Source organism: Streptomyces sp. NBC_01288 (genome assembly GCF_035982055.1).
In the GTDB taxonomy this organism is placed as follows: domain Bacteria; phylum Actinomycetota; class Actinomycetes; order Streptomycetales; family Streptomycetaceae; genus Streptomyces.
Genome location: NZ_CP108427.1, coordinates 4624737 through 4642335, shown reverse-complemented (window position 1 = coordinate 4642335; position 17599 = coordinate 4624737). Strand labels below are relative to the sequence as shown.

Below are 17599 nucleotides of genomic sequence, written 5' to 3'. Positions count from 1 at the left end.
AACGGGGCTTGGCCGACTGGGTGTTCGGCGGCTCCGTGGGCAAGTCGGCGACCGGTGGATCAGGCGTCACAGCGTCAATCAGTCCGGGCGTGGCCCCGCACCCCGCGCCACCTCCCGCAGCAACGGCCGGTTGGCCGCGCCGGCGCCCGCCACCCCGCGAAGCCCAGCGCCAGGCAACCTACGAGGAGAGCCAGCCCGCGGGCGTCAGATGCGGCGTTCGGCCGGCGAAGGTCAGAGGGGCCGCGCAGAACAGGCCCGTCAGTACCGACTCCGTGCGCCTCGCCGTCTCCAGGACGTGGAGGGGGATGCCGTGATGCAGGTTGAGGCGATGGCGATGGTGAAGCTGGCGGCCAGGACGCTCAGGGTTGCGAGGTGGAAGTCGTGCCCGTCGCCACCCACGTAGTCGTCACACCGACCGTCGCCCCGATTGGCGGCTACGGAGAGGGGCATGCCTAGGTTGCCGTGTCGGCCGCCGCCCAGTAGGCGCCAAGTCACCGTCCACGTCGTGTTGTTGAGGGACCTCGTCGGCGGCCTCCTCCGTTCGCTACGGCTGCCCGTGCGCCCGGATCGCCTACGATCCGGCCGTCCCGCACCCTTATCGTGCGGTCGCACCGGCGGGCGACCGACTCGTCGTGGGTGACCACCACCAGCGCGGTGTTCTGGGCCTTGGTGACGCGCACCAGCAGGCTGATCACCTCCTGGCTCGTTGTCCGGTCGAGGGTGCCGGTCGGTTCGTCGGTGAAGACGACCCCGGCGCCGGCCACCAACGCCCCTGCCAGGGCGACCTGTTCGGCCTCGCGGTGGGGTGCCGCCGAGCCTCAGGGGGAGGGCCACGTTCGCAACTCGCTGCGGTGCGGCTCGCGCAGCTGGTCGAGTCGCTCGCCGTTCAGCAACACCTGTGGAGAGCGCGATGCCCTGCAACACCGGCGGAGGAACAGGAGGTGGGGTGGGGTTCATGTGTCCAACATCCTTCTCCGTTACGGCAGTTCGTCTCGGCCGGGCGACCGGCTCGCGTCCCCCGCGTCGTCCTTTCGGCCGAGGTCGGGTGACAACAGGCGCCCCTACGCTGCGAGTTGTGCGAGAACCGGACGAACGCAACCTGCGCAATCAGAACCTGGCCGAAGACCAGACGCCCCTCTCCCGGCTGTCCCGCCGTACCGCGCTCACCGCGCTGGCGATGGTCATGGCGTTGTTGTGGGTGCTCGATGTGGCCTCCGTCGTCACCACCGCCGGGCTCGAAGGGAACGGGGTCTGGTGGCGGGTGGTGCCCGGTGTCGTGGCCGCCGTGGCGCTGTTGTCGCCCGGTACCGAGGTGCGCGCGCTGACCTGGGGCGCGGGGGGTGCCGTGGCCGTCTCCTGGGCGGTCACGCTGGGGCTGTTCGGGTCCGTGACGTCGACGTTCGGCGGCTGGGGGCTGCTGGAGACGCTGTGTCTGCTGCTCCTGCTGGTCCGTACGGCGAAGGACGTGTCGTCGCCCTGGGCGGCGGCAACTCTGGGTGCCGCGGTCGGAGTTGCCGTGATCGCGGCTCCGATGCGGTTGGACGTGAACGGGGTCGTCTTCTCCTTCCTGCTGACGTTCCCCACGGGTGCCGCCGTCGGGCTCGGTTGCCATCTGCGGAGCCTTGACGACCGTAGGAGGCGCGCGGTCGCCGATGTGCGGCAGAGCGAGCGGCTTGAACTCGCCCGGGAATTGCATGACTTCGTGGCCCACCACGTCACCGGGATCGTCGTGCAGGCGCAGGCCGCGCGGGCTGTTCGGGAGAGTGCGCCGGAGCAAGTGGACGTGTTGTTGGGGCACATCGAGCGCGCCGGGTCCGAAACGCTCCAGTCCATGCGGAAGTTGGTGCGGGTGCTGCGCGAGGACGACGGGCGGGCGGTACGGCCGGGGGATCTCTTCGCCGAACTCGGGGAACTGGTCGCGGCGTTCGCCGAACGCGATGCCCCCGCCACCCTCCAGGTCACGGCCGAGGTGCGACAGGCCCGGCCCGATCCCGAGGTGGAGACGTCCGTGCGGAACGTGGTGCGGGAGGGGCTGACCAACGTACGACGGCATGCTTCGGGGTCGCCGTCCGTGTCCGTGCGGGTCGCCTTGGCGGGCGAGGGGGACGGGGACGGGCGGCGGCTTCGGGTCGAGGTGCACAACGCGCCGTCCTCGCGGCGGGCCGCGCCGAATGCCGAACCGCTGGGCGGGCGCGGCGGGTTGGGGCTCATCGGGCTGGCCGAGCGGACCGAGGCGGTCGGGGGCACGCTGCACGCGAGCCGGGCCGAGGACGGGGGGTGGCGGCTGACGGCGGAGTTTCCGTTGCGCGGGGCTGTGACAGGATCGCCCGCATGACCGATGCCAATGGCGGTGCCGGCGCGGGTGGTTCAGGGCGGCGGATCCGGGTTCTGATCGCCGACGACCAGGAGATGGTGCGCACCGGGTTCCGGCTCATCCTCCAACTCCAGCCCGACATCGAGGTGGTGGGCGAGGCGGCGGACGGCGCGGAGTGCGTGGAGCTGGCCAGGCAACTACGGCCCGACGTGTGTCTCGTCGACATCCGGATGCCCGAACTCGACGGGCTGGAGGTGACCCGGCTGCTCGCGGGGCCGAAGGCCGTCGATCCGTTGCGCGTCGTGGTCGTGACCACCTTCGACCAAGACGACTATGTCTACGGTGCGTTGCACGGGGGCGCCTGCGGGTTCCTGCTGAAGGACGCGGGTCCCGGGCTGCTGGTGGAGGCCGTACGCGCGGCTTCGCGCGGTGACGCGCTGGTGTCGCCCGCCGTGACCGTACGGCTGTTGGAGCGGATCGGTGAGCAGCGGCCCGCGGCGGAGGCCGCCCGGCGGGCCGAGGCCTCCTCAAGTCCCCTGACAGGACGGGAACTTGATGTGGTGCGGCTGGTCGCCGAGGGGCGGACCAATCAGGAGATCTGCGCCGAGCTGTTCGTGTCGCTCTCCACCGTCAAAACGCATATGGCCAGCGTCCAGGGCAAGTTGACGCTGCGGAACCGGGTGGAGATCGCCGCCTGGGCGTGGCGGTGCGGCGTGGTCGGCGACCGCTGAGCCGGTCGGCCGCCGTGGCACCACGTCACCTGCCTTGTCACACCAACCCGCCGTCACGCCAACCTGCCTCGTCGCACCGCCTGCCGCGCCACGCCGCCTACTTCGCCAGGCCGTAGTCGAAGCTCACGCGGTCGCCGTGCACCCCGGTGACGGAGATCAGCATCTTCTTGGTCTGGCCCTTGAAGACGGCGGTGCACGCCACGGTGTAGTCCATCTTCGCGCGCAGCCCGCTGGGGCAGCTCACGGACTGCGGGCCGTCCTGGACGAAGGGGATGGCGTAGTTCTCCTTGGCCTGCTTCTCGACCTCGGCGCGCGGCACCATGTGGTCCGGGCCGCTCGCGGTGGCGACCGACGAGTTCTCGAACACGTTCCATGCCACGACGACGCCGCCGGCCAGGACGGCGGCCGCGGCCAGGGCGATGACGATGCGCTTCATGCGGAGCTCCTCGATTCGCGGTGCGGCCGGTCCTCACCGGCTGCTGTCCCCAGAGCCTCCTCCCGCGCGGGTGCCCGCCGCCTCGGCCGGGCGGCCGGTTGCGGGGCCGGGCATCGGCCGGAAGTACGAGGGTCGTTCGGCGGGCTGCCTCTGTTTGTCGGGGCGTCCGTACCGTAGTCGTACGGGATGATGACGCGGTCGAAAGCGGGGGCCTCGTATGGCAGTTGAGGGCTTTCGTCCGGCTCGCCAGATCCGCGACGAGGACGCGTGGTCGTCCCGCCCGGGGTGGGCCGGCCAAGCGCATGTGCGGGTGTGGCGGACGGCGTCGGACCGGGTGGCTGTGGTGATCAGCGGGCGCGGCGCGGAGAACGACCTGGAGACCGTGCTCCCCCTGCTCCGCGGCGAGTATCCGGACGACACGGTCGGCTTCTTCTTCCACCGTCCGATGGACTGGGCGGCCCCGGCGTACTACGCCGAGCTGACGTCGGGCGCCGACGGCACGGTGACCCTGACGCACATCGCGGGCGACACCCTGGCCGCGCGCCTCGGGCCCGCCCTGTACGAGACCGAGGACCCGGACGACCACTCGACCGGGTGGGGCGGTGCCTGAGCCGGCGGGGTCCCCCGGGACGGAAAATCGCCGGTGTCGTGCTGGGGAGTACGCTCGAAGTCACCGAGGGTATTCCGCGCACCGGCCTCCATGCCCGTGTCGTTTTCGGAGATTGATTACGCCGGGCCGGTCGCGACCGGCCCAGAGCAGGGTTCGCGTAATGACTGCGCCCGTTGCACCTGTTGCCCCTGTTGCCCCCGTTCCCTCCGCCCCCGCACTCCGTATGTCGCTCGCTCCCCTTGGTTCCGCGCCGGCTGTGCTCGACGGGGCCTGGTGGCCCCGGTCCCGGGATCTCGCGGCCGAACTTCCCTCGCTCGTTGCCGTGCTGGATTCGTTGTGGGGGCGGATCACTCGGGTCACGGTGAACCCGACGCACTGGCCGGCCGCCTTCCCGCGCAAGGTGCCGGTCGACGGGCACATCGTGAAGGTGGGCTGGTTCCTGGCCGAGCAGGATCCGCACCAACTGCTGCTCCTGTCGTACCGGACGAGCCGCTGGGACCTGCTGGTCGTACCCCCTGAGACGGACCCGACCACGGCGGCCTGGCTGATGACCGCCGCGAGTGATCCGCTGCGTACGTCGACCGGGAGTCAGCTGGTCGCCGAGGCGGCGGACCTGCCGGGTGTCGTTACGACGCCTTCCTGAACGCGCGCGGTTCGGCCATCACCTGGTCGTGCAGGCGGGCGCAGGTGCGGGTGATCAGGCGGGAGACGTGCATCTGGGAGACGCCGAGCCGCGCGCCGATGCGGGCCTGGGTCATCTCGCAGTAGAACCGCATGTAGAGGATCTCGCGCTCCCGCTCGGGCAGGGCCCGCAACAGGGGGCGCAGGGCCTCGCGGTTGACGATCAGGTCGAAGTCGGGCTCGACGTCGCCGAGAGTGTCCGTCAGTGGGTGGCCGTCCGTGGGATGGCCCGGTACGGCGTCCAGGGACCAGGCGGTGTAGGCCTCCAACGCCCCCTGGCCCAACCGTACTTCGGCCTCCGTCAGCCCGGTGTGCGCGGCGATCTCCCCGACGGCGGAGACCGTTCCGCCCCGCGTGGCACTCAACTCGTGGTCGGCGGACCGGACTTGACCGCGCAGCTCCTGCACCCGGCGCGGGACGTGCACGACCCAGAGCTCGTCACGGAAGTGCCGCTTCACCTCGCCGAGGATCGTCGGGATCGCGAAGCTGGGGAAGGCCGTACCGAGACTCGGGTCGAAGCGTGACACCGCCTTGACCAGGCCGAGTTGGGCGACCTGCGTGAGATCCTCGGCGGACTCGCCGCGGTGCCGGAAGCGCCGGGCCAGCCGTACGGCCATCGGCATCCACGCGCACACCACCTCCTGGCACAGCGCGGCCCGCTCCGGACCGTTCGGCAGGGTGGCGATACGGCGGAACGACTCGGCGGTGTCGGGGGAGTCGTCGTAGGAACGCTTGGTGGTACGGGTCCTACGGGTGCGGTCGGCCTGCATGGGGACGTGCTCCCTCTTCGGTGGTGTCACTCACCGTGGGGTCGGCGGACCGCAGCACACTGGGGAGCAGCGAACACCGCTCCCACGGGGGTGCCTCCGGTCCGAAGCACACCGGACGAGTGCCCGGGGGGACGGCTTTCAAACGGGCTCATTCGAACGGGTTTTCGTGATACCCGTGGCTATGCTGCTGTACAGACGTCCCGGACCCCGGCGCCGCACCACCCCACCGAGTCTTCCGAACCGAGGCGTCGAATGAGCAGCCCGCTGCAAGCGCACGAACCCGAAGGCCAGAAGCCGGAGCCGACCGTCATGGGCGTGGCGGACGCCCTGGACACGGTGCGGCTGCGCCGGCTGAACCGCTGGCAGGCCGAGGGCCTGCGGGAGGATCTCGCGGACCTGTACGTCGAGTCCTCCGACGCCGAGGCTGGCGAGGAGTTCAACGACCGGCAGAAGTTCCTGCTCCGGCTCGCCGACGACGTGAAACTGCCCGGCTTCGACATGCTCGTCGCCGAGGCGGAGGCCCTGGCCGGGTGTGTCTGCGGCTTCTCCGTGCCGCGTGACGGGTCCTGGTGGCAGGGATTCGACGGGCAGTTGCCCCAGAACCTGGAGCAACTCACCGCGTCCGGGCATGTGTTCGCGATCCTGGAGACCCTCGTCCATCCGCACCAGCACGCGCACGGACTCGCCCGGATGATGCAGGAGCGGCTGCTCACCGACCACCAGGCCTCCCTGGGCGTCACGTTGGTGGACGAGTCCGCCCGGTGGGTCCTGGCCGCGCTCAAGGGCTGGGGGTGGCAGGAGGTCGGGCGGATCCAGCGCGAGGACGATACAACTCCCGTACAGGTACTGGTACTTCCGCTCGGCGAGCGTACGGAGGACCATCCGGACGGGCTGGCGCACAACGACCGGACGCAACGTCCGGAATAGGTCCCGGACGGGTCCCGCAGTTCACGTAGTTCTCGAACTGTTTAGGTTCGCCGGGCCGGGCTACCCAGCAGGGGCGTCCGTCGGCCGTTCTGAACGAAGGCACCGGAGAGTTGGAACCACAGCTCCCGGTGCCGACCCCATCCTGCACGGGCTACGGCCGGTCCGCCGCGTGGAGGCGGCGCAGTGCGCGGCGCAACTCCCGCCGGATGTCGGCCGGGAGCGTCTGGTCCTCCGTCGTGGCCACCAGCGCCGCCGCCACGACCCGGAGCTTGATGTTGCAGTGCTGGGAGACGCCCACCAGCAGGTCCCAGGCCCGTTCGCCGGTGCACGGCGCGAGGGCCATCACCATGCCGCGCGCCTGGTCGATCACCGCCCGGGTCTCCAGCGCCAGCGTCAACTGGGTGTTCTGGGCGCGTAGTTGGACCAGTTCGGTCAGCAGGTCCAGGTCGGGGGGAGGGGGAACGGCCGTCAACAGAGGTCGTAGGGGCCGTTCTTCGTGGGTTGTGGTCGGTTGGTGCGTGGTGCAGGGCGCGTGCCTCATGCCGCAGTCCTTCGACGCGGTGGTTGTGCCCGATGCGAAGCAGGGCGAACACCGCGCCGCCAGCCTAGTCCTGCCCGGGGCTCAGCGGGTCGCGTCCGACTGGTTGCCGCGGCGCAGGGCGCGGGCGCACCAGCCGATGACCGAGGCGTTCACCAGAGCTCCGATGGCGACGGCGACGACGAACATGGCCTTGCCGCCCGGCAGTACGAGGAACACGAGACTGCCCGGGGCGGTCGCCAGGATCGGGACGACGCCCGCCATGGACTCGCCCGAGTCGTCCATGACGCTCACGACGACGGTCCAGACGAGCAGGGCCACGCAGAGCGCGAGGTAGGCGAGGGCGAAGGGGTTGCGGAGGTTCCGGCCGAGCCGGTGGAGGGGTGAGCGGGCGGCATTGGCGTCGGTACTGGGCATGGCTGTACTCCTAAGTGACGGTGGATGAAGGGTTGTTGCACGGACGCGGGTGGTGACGGAGCGTCAGAGGTGGTCCGTGCCCGGCGGGTTCGGGCGGGTGATGCCGAGGTCGTAGGCGAGGATCGTGGCCTGGACGCGGTCGCGCAGGCCCAGTTTGCGGAGCAGGGCGTTGACGTGGGACTTGACCGTGCCGACGGTGATGTCCAACTCCGCCGCGATCTCCGCGTTGTTGAGGCCCGAGGCGAGCAGGGCGAGGACGTTGCGCTGGCTGCCGGTGAGGCTCTCCAGTTCGCGCGGGCCGTTCTCGGCGTCGGAACGGAAACCGGCGCCCGCGCCGGACGCGTAGTGGCCGATCAGCCGCCGGGTCGCGGACGGGGCGAGCACGCTCTCGCCGCTCGCCACCACCCTGATTCCCGCCAGGAGTTCGGAGGCGTGCACGTCCTTGAGGAGGAAACCGGAGGCTCCCGCGCGCAGGGCGTCGAAGACGTACGCGTCGAGGTCGAAGGTGGTCAGCACGAGGACCCGCGGCGCGTTCTCCCTGCCGGTGATGATCCGGGTGGCGGCGATGCCGTCCAGTTCGGGCATCCGGACGTCCATCACGACCACGTCCGGGGCGAGTTCGGCGGCCAGGACCACCGCGGTGGCGCCGTCGGCGGCCTCGCCCACGACCGTCATGTCGTCCTCGGCGTCGATCACGGCGGCGAAGCCCGCCCGGACGATGCCCTGGTCGTCGACGACCAGCACCCTGAGGCTCATCGTTCTCTCTCCTCGTCGTCCGGTGCCGTGAGCGGCAGCCGGAGGTGGACCGTGCCCGGTGGGCGGCCGGCCGTCAGGGTGCCGCCGAGCGGCGCGATCCTTGCCGTCAGGCGGGCCTGTACGGCGGGGTCGGTGGCGCGGGGTACGCCGGTGGCCGTGATCGTCAACGTACTGCCGTCCGCGTCGAGTTCGAGTACGGCGGGGTCGTTGTCGCCGGTCGCGAGGAGGGTTTCGGCGACGTGGTAGGCGGCGAGGTCCACTTCCGTGGGGAGCCTTTCCGGTACCCGGTCCGTCACGCGTATCTGTACGTCGCGGCCGGTGGCTCGGCACTGGTGGGCGAGCAAGTCGAGGGCCTGGACGGTGGGTTGGGGGCGGAGGACGGGGGTTGTCGTTTCGTCGGCGTCCCGGACCGCGTCCAGGAGGGCGCGCATCGCCGCGAGGGCCTCTCGGGCGCGGGTCGCTGTTTCGTCCAGGTGGCCTGCCTCTGCCTCGGTGATCATGTCTGCGGTGCGGGCGAGGACGGTGGTTTCCAGTCCCGCCGCGATGCGGCGGCGTTCTGCCCAGGCGTCTCTTACGGCTTCCTCGGTCCAGGTGGCCAGTTGTTCTGATTGGGCGCCCTGGGTTGCCCTGTTGCGGTGGGCGATCAGGGATCCGGCGTAGTAGGACGCGCCAAGTGCCAGTGCGACAGCGGTGGTTGCCGCCGTGGGCACCGCCCAGGTGGGGGTGGTTGTGCCTCGGTGCAGGATGGCGATCGTCAGGGCGGTGGTGTGTGCGGCCGTGGCTGCGATGAAGAAGACAGAGACAGGGACTTGAGGTAGTCGGTAGGTGCGGGTCGCGTGTGGTTGGTCGCGCCCCGCGGCGGAGCCGTAGATCGATACAGCCCCGCGCCCCTTCAGGGAGATCACCGCCGTGCATGTTGCCAAGGCGCTCAGTGTTGGTGGTAGCAGTACCGGGCCTGTGTAGTCGCCCACCGACATTGCCATTGGCCACAGCAACGCCAAGGCCAGCAAGGCGAGTTGGACGGTCCTCGGTGCTTTGCGCAGCCACAGCAGTGCCACCGCCTGGGCTGCTGCCAGCAAGGTGAACAGGACCCCCGCCGACACATGTGTGCCGGTCGATGTCGAGTTCGCGTGGATGATCAGGACCGGTAGCAGGGGCTGGAAGCACAGGCCGATCGCGGCGACGACCTGGGCCGCGCGGTAGCTGCGGGGGAGGGAGTGTTCCATCGGGGCCGCCGTGCGGCCGGGGAGGATCGCGCTGACCTCCCAACCGCCTTCCGGTGTGGGGCCGGTGGTGAGGGTGCCGCCTGTTTCCCGGGCCCGGGAGCGGAGGAAGCCCTGGCCTCGGCCGCCGCCCAGGCCCGCGCCGTGGGCCGGGGCGGCGGACGGCGGGGCCGCGCTGGTGACCGCGATGTCGGTGCGGGTGTCGCCGTAGCGGACGGTCACCGTGGTGTGGGCTCCGGGGGCGTGGCGGGCCACGTTGGTGAGGGCCTCGCGGACGATGCCGTAGGCCGCGTCCGCGACGGCGCCGTCGGGGAGGGGGTCGATCTCGTACTCGACGGGTTGGTTGAGGCGGCGGAAGCCGGCGATCAGCGAGTGCAACCGCTCTTCGGGGGACGGGAGTTCCTCGCGGGACGGGGCCGGGGCACGGACCGCGCCCAGTGCCCGGGTGACCTCGCGGCCCGTCTCGGTCGCGAACTCCAGTGCCTCGGCGGCGAGTTCGGGGCGGCGTTCGCGCAGGCCGAGCGCGGCGCCGGCGGTGACGACCACGGCGGTCAGATGGTGAGCGCTGACGTCGTGCAACTCCCGTTCCATACGCCGCCGTTCGGCCGCCGGGAGCCGGTGGCGCTCGGTCTCGGCGCGGTTCAGGAGGAGTTCGGCGGCCTGGCGGGCGCGCCGGGTGCGTCGTACGGAGAAGCCCGCGCCGCACGCGGTGGCGTAGAGCAGGGTGATCAGGACCAGGTCGAGACCGTTGTTGTCGCTGAGTCCGTGCAGGGTGATGTTCTGCAGGAACTGCCAGAGCGCGAGCGTGACCACGCACAGGACCGTCGTGAAGGTGTCGCGCTCGGTCGCCACCGTGAACAGGGCGATCGCGACGCCCGCGGTGCCGAGGACCGCCATCGCCCCGGTGGGCAGCGGGCCGGCGCCCACCGCGCAGGCCGCGGCGACCACGATGAGCGTGATCACCGGGCGGGTACGGCGCAGGGCGAGCGCGGCCGTCACGGTTCCCGCGACCAGCGCGGCCACGAGCAGGTCGGCCGCGGTCGGCACGGTGCCGCGCAGCAGCGGAGCCACCGGCCACACCAGGGCCTGGGCACAGATCAGCAGGACCGGGAGCAGCCGGTCGTCGGTTCGTTTCATGACACTCAAAGGCTATGGGTGCAGGTGAGGGGGCTGGGTCAGGCGGAAGGGGGATTACGGTCCCGCCCTTCTCTATCTCTGGTTCGACGCGGCAGCCGTCCTTCCGCCGGAGGACCGGACCGCGTCCCGCTCCTAGGCTCGATCACATCGAGGGAAGCGGTCGACCACCGCCTCCCGCACCATCCACACCACACAGGGGGATCTCCCATGTCCATGACCAAGCGCACGCTCCTCTTCTCGCTCGCCGGTGTCGCCGCTGTCGGCGGAGTCGTCGCAGGCGGTCTCGCCGCGTCGGCCGCCCCGGCGGCCCCCGAGAAGCCGGCCCTGGCGAACGGCTCGGCCCACTACACCGCCCCGTCCGCGAGCGGCGCCGGTTCCTTCACCTACACCGTGGACGTCAGCGACAACTCGGGTATCAAGGGCCTCAAGGTCGTTGCCTGGCCCGCGAGTTCGAAGCTGAAGCCGACCGCGGCGGACCTGCGCGACGTCGAGTCCGCCACGTGCAGGAGCACCTCGGACGACACCTCGCGCTGCACCTACACGTTCAAGGTCACCAAGAAGGAGGCGGCCGAGGCGGCCAAGGGCACCTGGTACGTCTCGGCGCTCGCCACCGCCAAGGACGGCGACACGACGTTCGTGTCCAGTGCGGCCACCTTCGACATCACCGGCTGACATCGCCGGCTGACACCAGAACGCTGACACCGGCGCGCTGACGCCGGCACGCGGTCACGTGGGATACGGTGCCCCGTCTCGATCGAGACGGGGCACCGGTCGTTGTCGTAGAAGGCCATGGACGTTCGTAGAAGGTCGGAGAAGAGCATGGTCAACTCCCCTGCGGCAGCCGGAGGTTACTCCGGCACCCCGCTCGCCAGGAAGATCGGCGTCAAGCCCGGCCACCAGGTCCACCTGCATCACGCCCCCGCCCCCTGGACCGTCCCTGGACTCCCCGCCGACTGCGACGTCACCGCCGGTGGCACCCGTGGCGCGGACGTCACCCTCGCCTTCTACCGGGAACGGCGGCAACTGGCCGCGGAGGCCGTGGAGTTGGTGCTCGGCCTCGCGGACGCCGCCATGCTCTGGATCGCCTGGCCCCGCAAGGCCGCCGGGCATGTCAGCGACATCGGCGAGAACGACCTGCGCGACCTCTTCCTCCCGCTCGGTGTCGTCGATGTGAAGGTCGCCGCGCTGGGGGACGACTGGTCGGGGCTGAAGTTCGTGCGGCGGAGGGAAAACCGGCAAAGCCACAACAAAGGTCCCGCAAAATGAACTTGAGTCGGAGCAACCGGCCGACCTGAGGCAACATCTTGGTGAACGGTGAGTGCCGCGCGGTCAGGGCGCGGGCATCGCCGGATGGCCGGATGGAGCCAGAGACGTGCCGGATGGAGTGAGCGACGTGGTCGGACCGAGGATCGCCGTCGCCGTGGTGACCATGGGAAACCGGCCCGCCGAGGTCGACGCGCTGCTGGAGTCCGTGGCCAAGCAGGACCTCCCGCCGAGCCGGATCGTGATCGTCGGAAACGGCTGCCGGCTCCCGGAGTTCACCGACCGGCTCTCCCTCCCCGGCGAGGTCACCACCATCGACCTCGACGAGAACCTCGGCTGCCCCGGTGGCCGCAACGTGGGTCTGGCCCGGCTCCGCGCGTTCGGTGACGTGGACGTCGTGGTGGAACTCGACGACGACGGACTGCTCGTCGACGCGGACGTGCTGCGCCGCGTGCGCGATCTGTACGCGGCCGAACCCCGCCTGGGCATCGTCGGGTTCAGGATCGCCGACGAGCACGGGGAGACCCAGCGGCGCCATGTCCCGCGGGTCGGCGCGGGGGATCCGATGGAGGGCGGGTACGTCACCGGGTTCCTCGGCGGCGGGCACGCGCTGAGCATGGCCATGCTCGCCGAGACGGGGGACTGGCCGGCCGAGTTCTTCTTCGCGCACGAGGAGACCGACCTCGCCTGGCGGGCCGCCGACGCCGGCTGGAGCATCCTGTACGCCCCCGAGCTGCTCCTCCAGCACCCCAAGACCTCGCCCGCCCGGCACGCCATCTACTACCGGGTCACCGCCCGCAACCGCGTCTGGCTGGTCCGCCGCCGGCTCCCGCTCGCGCTGATCCCGGTCCACCTGGGCATCTGGACGCTGCTCACGCTCGTACGGACCCGGTCGGTCGCCGGGCTGCGGGCCTGGTTCGGCGGGTTCGTGGAGGGTGTGCGGGAATCGGCGGGGGAGCGGCGGCCGATGCGGTGGCGGACGGTGTGGCGGCTGACGCGGCTGGGGCGCCCGCCCGTCATCTGACCGGCCCGTAGTACCCGTAGTACCCGTAGTACCCCCGTAGTGCCTCAGAGGTGCCCGGCCGACCCGTAGTACCTCAGGTGTCGCTGACCGTCCCGTAGTACCTCGGATGTAAGGGACGAGGGCCCCGGTCGTTCACCTCCGCCGACCGGGGCCCTCTCGCGTCCCCGGACCCGGCCGCGACGGCGACACTCCCCCGAGCTGCGCGTCGTACGCGCGCACCGTCGGGCCAGATCCGATGATGTGATCACATCAGGTCGCACCAACGAATCGCTAACATGTGGCCCATGGTGTGCACGATGCTCCTGGGTCGCGTGGCCTGAAGTCGCCGGACGGCGACGGGAGACACCCGGTACGGCAACGGTTCCGGCGTTCGGCGGCCGGTGCAGGGTGGCGGGAAACCGCCGTGAACAGGGCGGATATCCGCCAAGGGGCAGGCACGGTCACGAGAGGCCGCGCGGAAGGGCGACGGGTTCGGTGTGATGCGGTACGAGCTGCGGTTCGGACTGCTGGGCACGCCCGTCCTTTTCGACGCCGACGCGAATGCCAGGGCCAGGACCAGGACCAGTGCCAGTGCCGGTGCCATTGGCTACGACGATCCCGTGCACCCCATCGGCAGCCCCAAGGTGCGGGTCCTGCTGGCCGCGCTGCTCCTGGAACCCGGCCGGGTGGTCTCCGTAGAGGCGCTCAAGGACGCCCTGTGGGGCGGTTCACCGCCGGCGTCCGCACACGCCTCCCTGCACAACCACGTGACCCGCCTGCGCCGCCTCCTCGACGACCCCGACCGGTTGCGCGCGGTCCCGCCCGGCTATGTACTCCGGGTCGACGAGGGCGAGTTGGACGTCAGCGTCTTCGAGTCCCACGTCGCCAGGGCCCGCACCGCGCACGCGGCGAAGGACTGGTCGGCCACGGTCCGCGCCTGCACGGCGGCCCTCGCCCTCTGGCGCGGCACCCCGCTCACCGGCCTCCCCGCCGAACTCGGCGGCTACGCCTTCGCCCAGCGCCTGACCGAGGCCCGCCTCCTCGCCCTCGAATGGTGCTACGACGCGGAGTTGGCCCTGGGCGGCCCCCGACTCGGCGCGCTCGTCCCCGAGTTGGCGGCACTGGTCGCCGACCACCCCCTCCGCGACTCCTACCACCGCCAGCTGATGCTCGCCCTCCACCACACCGGCCGCCAGGCGGAGGCGCTCGCTGTCCACCGGGACTTGCGCAATCGGCTCATCGAGGAACTGGGGATCGAGCCGGGTGCGGGGGTTCGGGGGGCGCACGCGGAGGTGTTGCGGGGGGCGGGGGATGGGGCAGCGTGGGTGGAAGGGGTGCGGGGGCCGACGGGGGCGGAGGTGAGTGGAGAGGCGTCGGGTGGAGGGACGTCGCGTGGAGAGACGTCGGAGGGAGAGGCGTCGGGTGGGGCGGTGGTGCGGGAGACGTACGGCGAAGTGGCGCAGGGAGCTGTGGCTGCGGAGGTGCCGTCAGGGGAGGTGGCTCGGGAGGCGCGGCGAGGTGAGGTGGCTCGGGATGCGCGTGCAGCGGTGCGGCGAGGGGAGGTGGCTCGGCATGCGCGTGCGGAGGTGCGGCGAGGTGAGGCAGTTCGCGATGCCCACGTGACGATGCCGCAGGGCACGGAGGTGCGGGAGCCGTGGGATCTGCCGCGAGGGGCGGCGGCAGGGCGGGACGCGGGTACGGGACGGGCGGCGGACGGCGATCGCGTCGGGGGCGCCGAGGGCGCCGGGCGGATCGGGGACGTTGGGGAGGCGGGGGACCCGGGGTGCATCGGGGGCGCCGGGCACGCCGATCGTGTCGGGCGGGCCGGGCAAGCCGGCGACGCTGCGGCTCCGGGGCGCGCCGGAGCTGCCGAGGTCGGCAGTGCGGACGCGTCGGCGAGAGTGCCCCGTGGGCACGGGTCTGTCGGGCACGCGGATGACACTGAGGACACCGCCGGGGACACAGGGCAGGCCAGGAAGGCCATGGCTCCGGGTCGCCTCGGAGCCTCCGGGACCACCGGCGAGGACGAGCCGGCCAGCGCGCCTCACGCACTCACGCCTCACCCCCCGGTGCCCGACACCCAGACCCCGCTGCCCCACGCCCCGGGCACCCAAGCCCCTGCCTCAGACGCCTCCGAGCCCACCGCCTCCGAGCTCGGCATCTCCAACCCCACCGCCTCCAACCCCACCGCCCCCGACCCGACCGCCTCCAACCTCACCACTCCGACCGCTCCCCGGGACCACCGGACCCCCCACTCGCCCCTCTCACCCCGCCCCGCCCAACTCCCGCCCCCACCAGCCAACTTCACCGGCCGCGCCGAAACCCTCCCCGCCCTGCACGACACCCTCGCCCCCCTCTCCGCCGACCCTGGAGCGCAACCCCTCGCCGTCATCACCGGCATGGCCGGCGTAGGCAAGAGCGCGCTCGCGTTGCACGCGGCCCATGCGTTGAGGAACCGTTTCCCCGATGGGCAGTTGTATGTGAACCTGCACGGCGCCACCCCCGGCATGACCCCCCTCACCTCCGGCCAGGCACTGCACGCCCTGCTCCGCGACCTCGGTGCCGAACCGCGTCACATCCCCGAACACCCGGACACGGCAAGCGCGTTGCTCCGCTCCCTGCTCGCCCCGACCCGCACGTTGATGGTGCTGGACGACGCCGAGAACGCCGCCCAGGTACGGCCGTTGCTGCCGGCCGGCACCGGGTGCGCGGTGATCGTCACCAGCCGTTCGCCGCTGACCGCGCTCGACGGCGCCCGCCGCTTTCCGCTCACACCCCTGTCCGGCGAGGACAGCGCCGCACTGCTGCGCGCCGTCTCCGGCCGCGACGGCCTCGACGCGGCCCACCCGCTCGTCGAACTCACCGGCCGCCTCCCGCTCGCCCTGCGCATCGTCGCCGCCCGACTGGCCGCCCGCCGGGCCCTCGCCCCGGACGTCCTGGCCGGCCAACTCGCCGCCACGGAAGGCCGGTTGCAGCATCTGGAGTACGACGACCTCAGCGTCCGGCGTTCCCTGGCCGTCGCCCACGACGCCCTCGCCGCCTCCGACCGCGAGACCGACCGCGACGCGGCCCGCACCCTGCACCACATCGGCACCCTCGACCTCCCGGCCTACGGCGCCCCCCTGCTCGCCCGCCTCGCCGACACCGACGAACGCCGAGCCGCTGCGGCCCTCGACCGCCTGGTCGACGTAGCCCTCTTGGAGGAGACGTCGTACGGCCGCTACGCCCCCCACGACCTGGTCCGTGACTTCGCCCGTGAACTGGCTTACAGGGGAGTGGAGTTGAAGGGGGATGGGGTCAAGGGAGGCGGCAGGGAAGGGGAGGCCGCCCTCACCGACACAGCCCTCACCGACACAGCCCTCACCGACGCAGCCCCCGCCGACACCGTCCTCGCCAACTCCACCCTCGCGGAAACGCCCCCCGCTGACATCGACCTCGCAGGCACCGCTCTTGCCGAAACCGACCTCGCAGACGCCCCCTCCTCCCAATCCCCCCTCTCCGAAGTCACCCTCCCCGACCCCACCCCGGCCGACCCTGACCCCATAACAACCGCCCTCGCCTGGTACGCCGCCCACGCCGAACGCACCCTCACCGCGATCGTTGAACCAGGCCTCGACCAGGACGACCGCCGCCGACCGACAGCGGCCCAACTCCCCGATCACGCCGCGGAGGTCGCGGCCGCCACTCCCTTCCCCCGCCCCGAAGACGCCTTCGCCTGGGGCGACTTGGAGCTGGAGAACGTGGTGACGCTCGTGACCCGGTACCGCGACACCCCCGATCTCCGCCGGACCGCCCACGTCTCGACGCTCGTCCGGCTCCTCTTCCCCTACGTCCTGCGCAGCGGCCGCGTCGCCGAGACGGAAGTGCTCGGCCGGGCCGCCCTCGGTGCGGCGCGGCGGCTCGGGGACGCGGCGGCGGAGGCGTACGCGCTGGGCGATCTCGCCGGACTGCACTTCCTGACCGGCCGGCAGAACGAGGCGCTCGTCCTCAACGACCAGGCCCTGGCGATCTGGTGGCGGCTCGACACGGTCTCCTGGATCCGCCGCTGCCTCAACAACCGCGGCCTGCTCCTCGAAGGCCTGGGCCGTTACGCCGAGTCCGGGGTCGCCCTGCGCCAAAGCCTCGCCCACTCACGGCAGTTGAACGACCCGTACGGCGAGGCCGTGACCCACAGCCACCTCGGCAACCTGTACGAACACACCGACCCCCGCGCCGCCATCGAACAGCACCGCCGCTCCCTCGCCATCGGCGACGAGATCGGCGCGGTCATCGTGCAGCACTCCGCGCACTGCAACATCGGCTACGCCCATCTCGCCCTCGGCGAACCGGCCGCCGCCGTACCGCACTTCGAGGAGAGCCTGCGCATCCTCGGCGGCCACGGCGACTGGCACGGCGAGTCACAGACCCGCCTCGGCCTGGTCCGCGCCCTCCGCCTCCTCGGCCGCACCGAACGCGCCGACACCGAACAGGCCCGCACCGAAAGCGCCGACACCGTACAAGCCCACACCGCACAAGCCCACACCGAACGCGCCGCCACCGAGTGCGCCGAACTGCTCCGTCGTGCGGACGCCCGCGCCGACCGCTACATGGGCGGCCTGGCCCGCCACCAACTCGGCCTGCTGCTACGGGAACAGGGCCGCGCGGACGAGGCGTACGACGAATGGCGGACGGCCCTCGACGCCCTCGACGGGACGGACGAGAAGGCCGTCGTCCAGGAACTCGGCGAGCTGTTGTCGCAGCGTGACGCGCGTCGACCACCGCAGCCGTAGACCCTGGCCGCCCCGGCGACAGGC

The 17599-nt window shown here is 71.6% G+C and carries 15 protein-coding genes and 1 pseudogene; 9 read left to right on the top strand and 7 right to left on the bottom strand.

What is annotated here, in order from left to right; all coding sequences use genetic code 11:
- Positions 1–491: 491 nt before the first annotated feature.
- Positions 492–764, bottom strand: coding sequence for a hypothetical protein (locus tag OG194_RS20590; protein WP_327402284.1), 273 nt, complete (start codon positions 762–764; stop codon positions 492–494).
- 311 nt (positions 765–1075) lie between these two features.
- Between OG194_RS20590 and OG194_RS20585 the strand changes: the two genes are divergently transcribed.
- Together OG194_RS20585 and OG194_RS20580 are read left to right on the top strand one after the other, a co-directional pair.
- Positions 1076–2335 carry a sensor histidine kinase gene (locus OG194_RS20585; protein WP_327402283.1) on the top strand — a complete coding sequence of 420 codons (1260 nt, stop codon included), beginning with the start codon at positions 1076–1078 and terminating at the stop codon, positions 2333–2335.
- Complete coding sequence (locus OG194_RS20580) at positions 2332–3045, top strand: response regulator transcription factor (protein ID WP_327402282.1); 714 nt, start codon at positions 2332–2334, stop codon at positions 3043–3045. Before OG194_RS20585 ends, OG194_RS20580 begins: the two co-directional genes overlap by 4 nt.
- A 97-nt stretch (positions 3046–3142) precedes the next feature.
- On the opposite strand, the gene OG194_RS20575 is transcribed toward OG194_RS20580, so the two are convergent.
- Positions 3143–3481, bottom strand: coding sequence for a DUF4333 domain-containing protein (locus OG194_RS20575; RefSeq protein ID WP_327402281.1), 339 nt, complete (start codon positions 3479–3481; stop codon positions 3143–3145).
- A 217-nt stretch (positions 3482–3698) separates the two neighbouring features.
- On the opposite strand from OG194_RS20575, the gene OG194_RS20570 reads away from it, so the two are divergent.
- On the top strand, positions 3699–4091 hold the full coding sequence (locus tag OG194_RS20570) for a hypothetical protein (RefSeq protein WP_327402280.1): 393 nt from the start codon (positions 3699–3701) through the stop codon (positions 4089–4091).
- 160 nt (positions 4092–4251) lie between these two features.
- Positions 4252–4707 (top strand): annotated as a pseudogene (locus OG194_RS20565) (DUF5994 family protein); the annotation flags it as partial.
- Positions 4708–4717: 10 nt separating this feature from the next.
- On the opposite strand, the gene OG194_RS20560 reads toward OG194_RS20565, so the two are convergent.
- The gene (locus OG194_RS20560) at positions 4718–5542 is read right to left on the bottom strand and encodes a SigB/SigF/SigG family RNA polymerase sigma factor (protein ID WP_327402279.1); all 825 of its coding nucleotides are present in this window, start codon (positions 5540–5542) and stop codon (positions 4718–4720) included.
- 252 nt (positions 5543–5794) lie between these two features.
- Here OG194_RS20560 and OG194_RS20555 point away from each other — a divergent pair, with 252 nt between their 5' ends.
- Positions 5795–6469, top strand: a complete 675-nt coding sequence (locus OG194_RS20555) for a hypothetical protein (RefSeq protein ID WP_327402278.1) — start codon at positions 5795–5797, stop codon at positions 6467–6469.
- Positions 6470–6620: 151 nt separating this feature from the next.
- Here the strand turns inward: OG194_RS20555 and OG194_RS20550 are convergent, their stop codons facing one another.
- From OG194_RS20550 to OG194_RS20535, 4 genes are all read right to left on the bottom strand, one after another.
- The gene (locus OG194_RS20550; RefSeq protein ID WP_327402277.1) at positions 6621–7010 is read right to left on the bottom strand and encodes an ANTAR domain-containing protein; all 390 of its coding nucleotides are present in this window, start codon (positions 7008–7010) and stop codon (positions 6621–6623) included.
- 81 nt (positions 7011–7091) lie between these two features.
- A complete protein-coding gene (locus OG194_RS20545) occupies positions 7092–7424 on the bottom strand; it encodes an SCO4225 family membrane protein (protein WP_327402276.1) in 333 nt (110 codons plus the stop codon).
- Between the two features lie 63 nt (positions 7425–7487).
- Entirely contained in the window at positions 7488–8180 is a 693-nt protein-coding gene (locus OG194_RS20540) for a response regulator transcription factor (protein WP_327402275.1), read from the bottom strand.
- The gene (locus tag OG194_RS20535; protein WP_327402274.1) at positions 8177–10540 is read right to left on the bottom strand and encodes a sensor histidine kinase; all 2364 of its coding nucleotides are present in this window, start codon (positions 10538–10540) and stop codon (positions 8177–8179) included. Before OG194_RS20535 ends, OG194_RS20540 begins: the two co-directional genes overlap by 4 nt.
- 207 nt (positions 10541–10747) lie before the next feature.
- Between OG194_RS20535 and OG194_RS20530 the strand changes: the two genes are divergently transcribed.
- From OG194_RS20530 to OG194_RS20515, 4 genes are all read left to right on the top strand, one after another.
- Complete coding sequence (locus OG194_RS20530) at positions 10748–11212, top strand: DUF5707 domain-containing protein (RefSeq protein ID WP_327402273.1); 465 nt, start codon at positions 10748–10750, stop codon at positions 11210–11212.
- A 117-nt stretch (positions 11213–11329) separates the two neighbouring features.
- Positions 11330–11806 (top strand): DUF3052 domain-containing protein, encoded by a 477-nt coding sequence (locus OG194_RS20525; RefSeq protein ID WP_327402272.1) that lies wholly within the window; start codon positions 11330–11332, stop codon positions 11804–11806.
- A 127-nt stretch (positions 11807–11933) separates the two neighbouring features.
- Complete coding sequence (locus OG194_RS20520) at positions 11934–12827, top strand: glycosyltransferase family 2 protein (protein WP_327407147.1); 894 nt, start codon at positions 11934–11936, stop codon at positions 12825–12827.
- A gap of 479 nt (positions 12828–13306) precedes the next feature.
- Positions 13307–17575, top strand: a complete 4269-nt coding sequence (locus tag OG194_RS20515) for an AfsR/SARP family transcriptional regulator (RefSeq protein ID WP_327402271.1) — start codon at positions 13307–13309, stop codon at positions 17573–17575.
- Positions 17576–17599 lie beyond the last annotated feature (24 nt).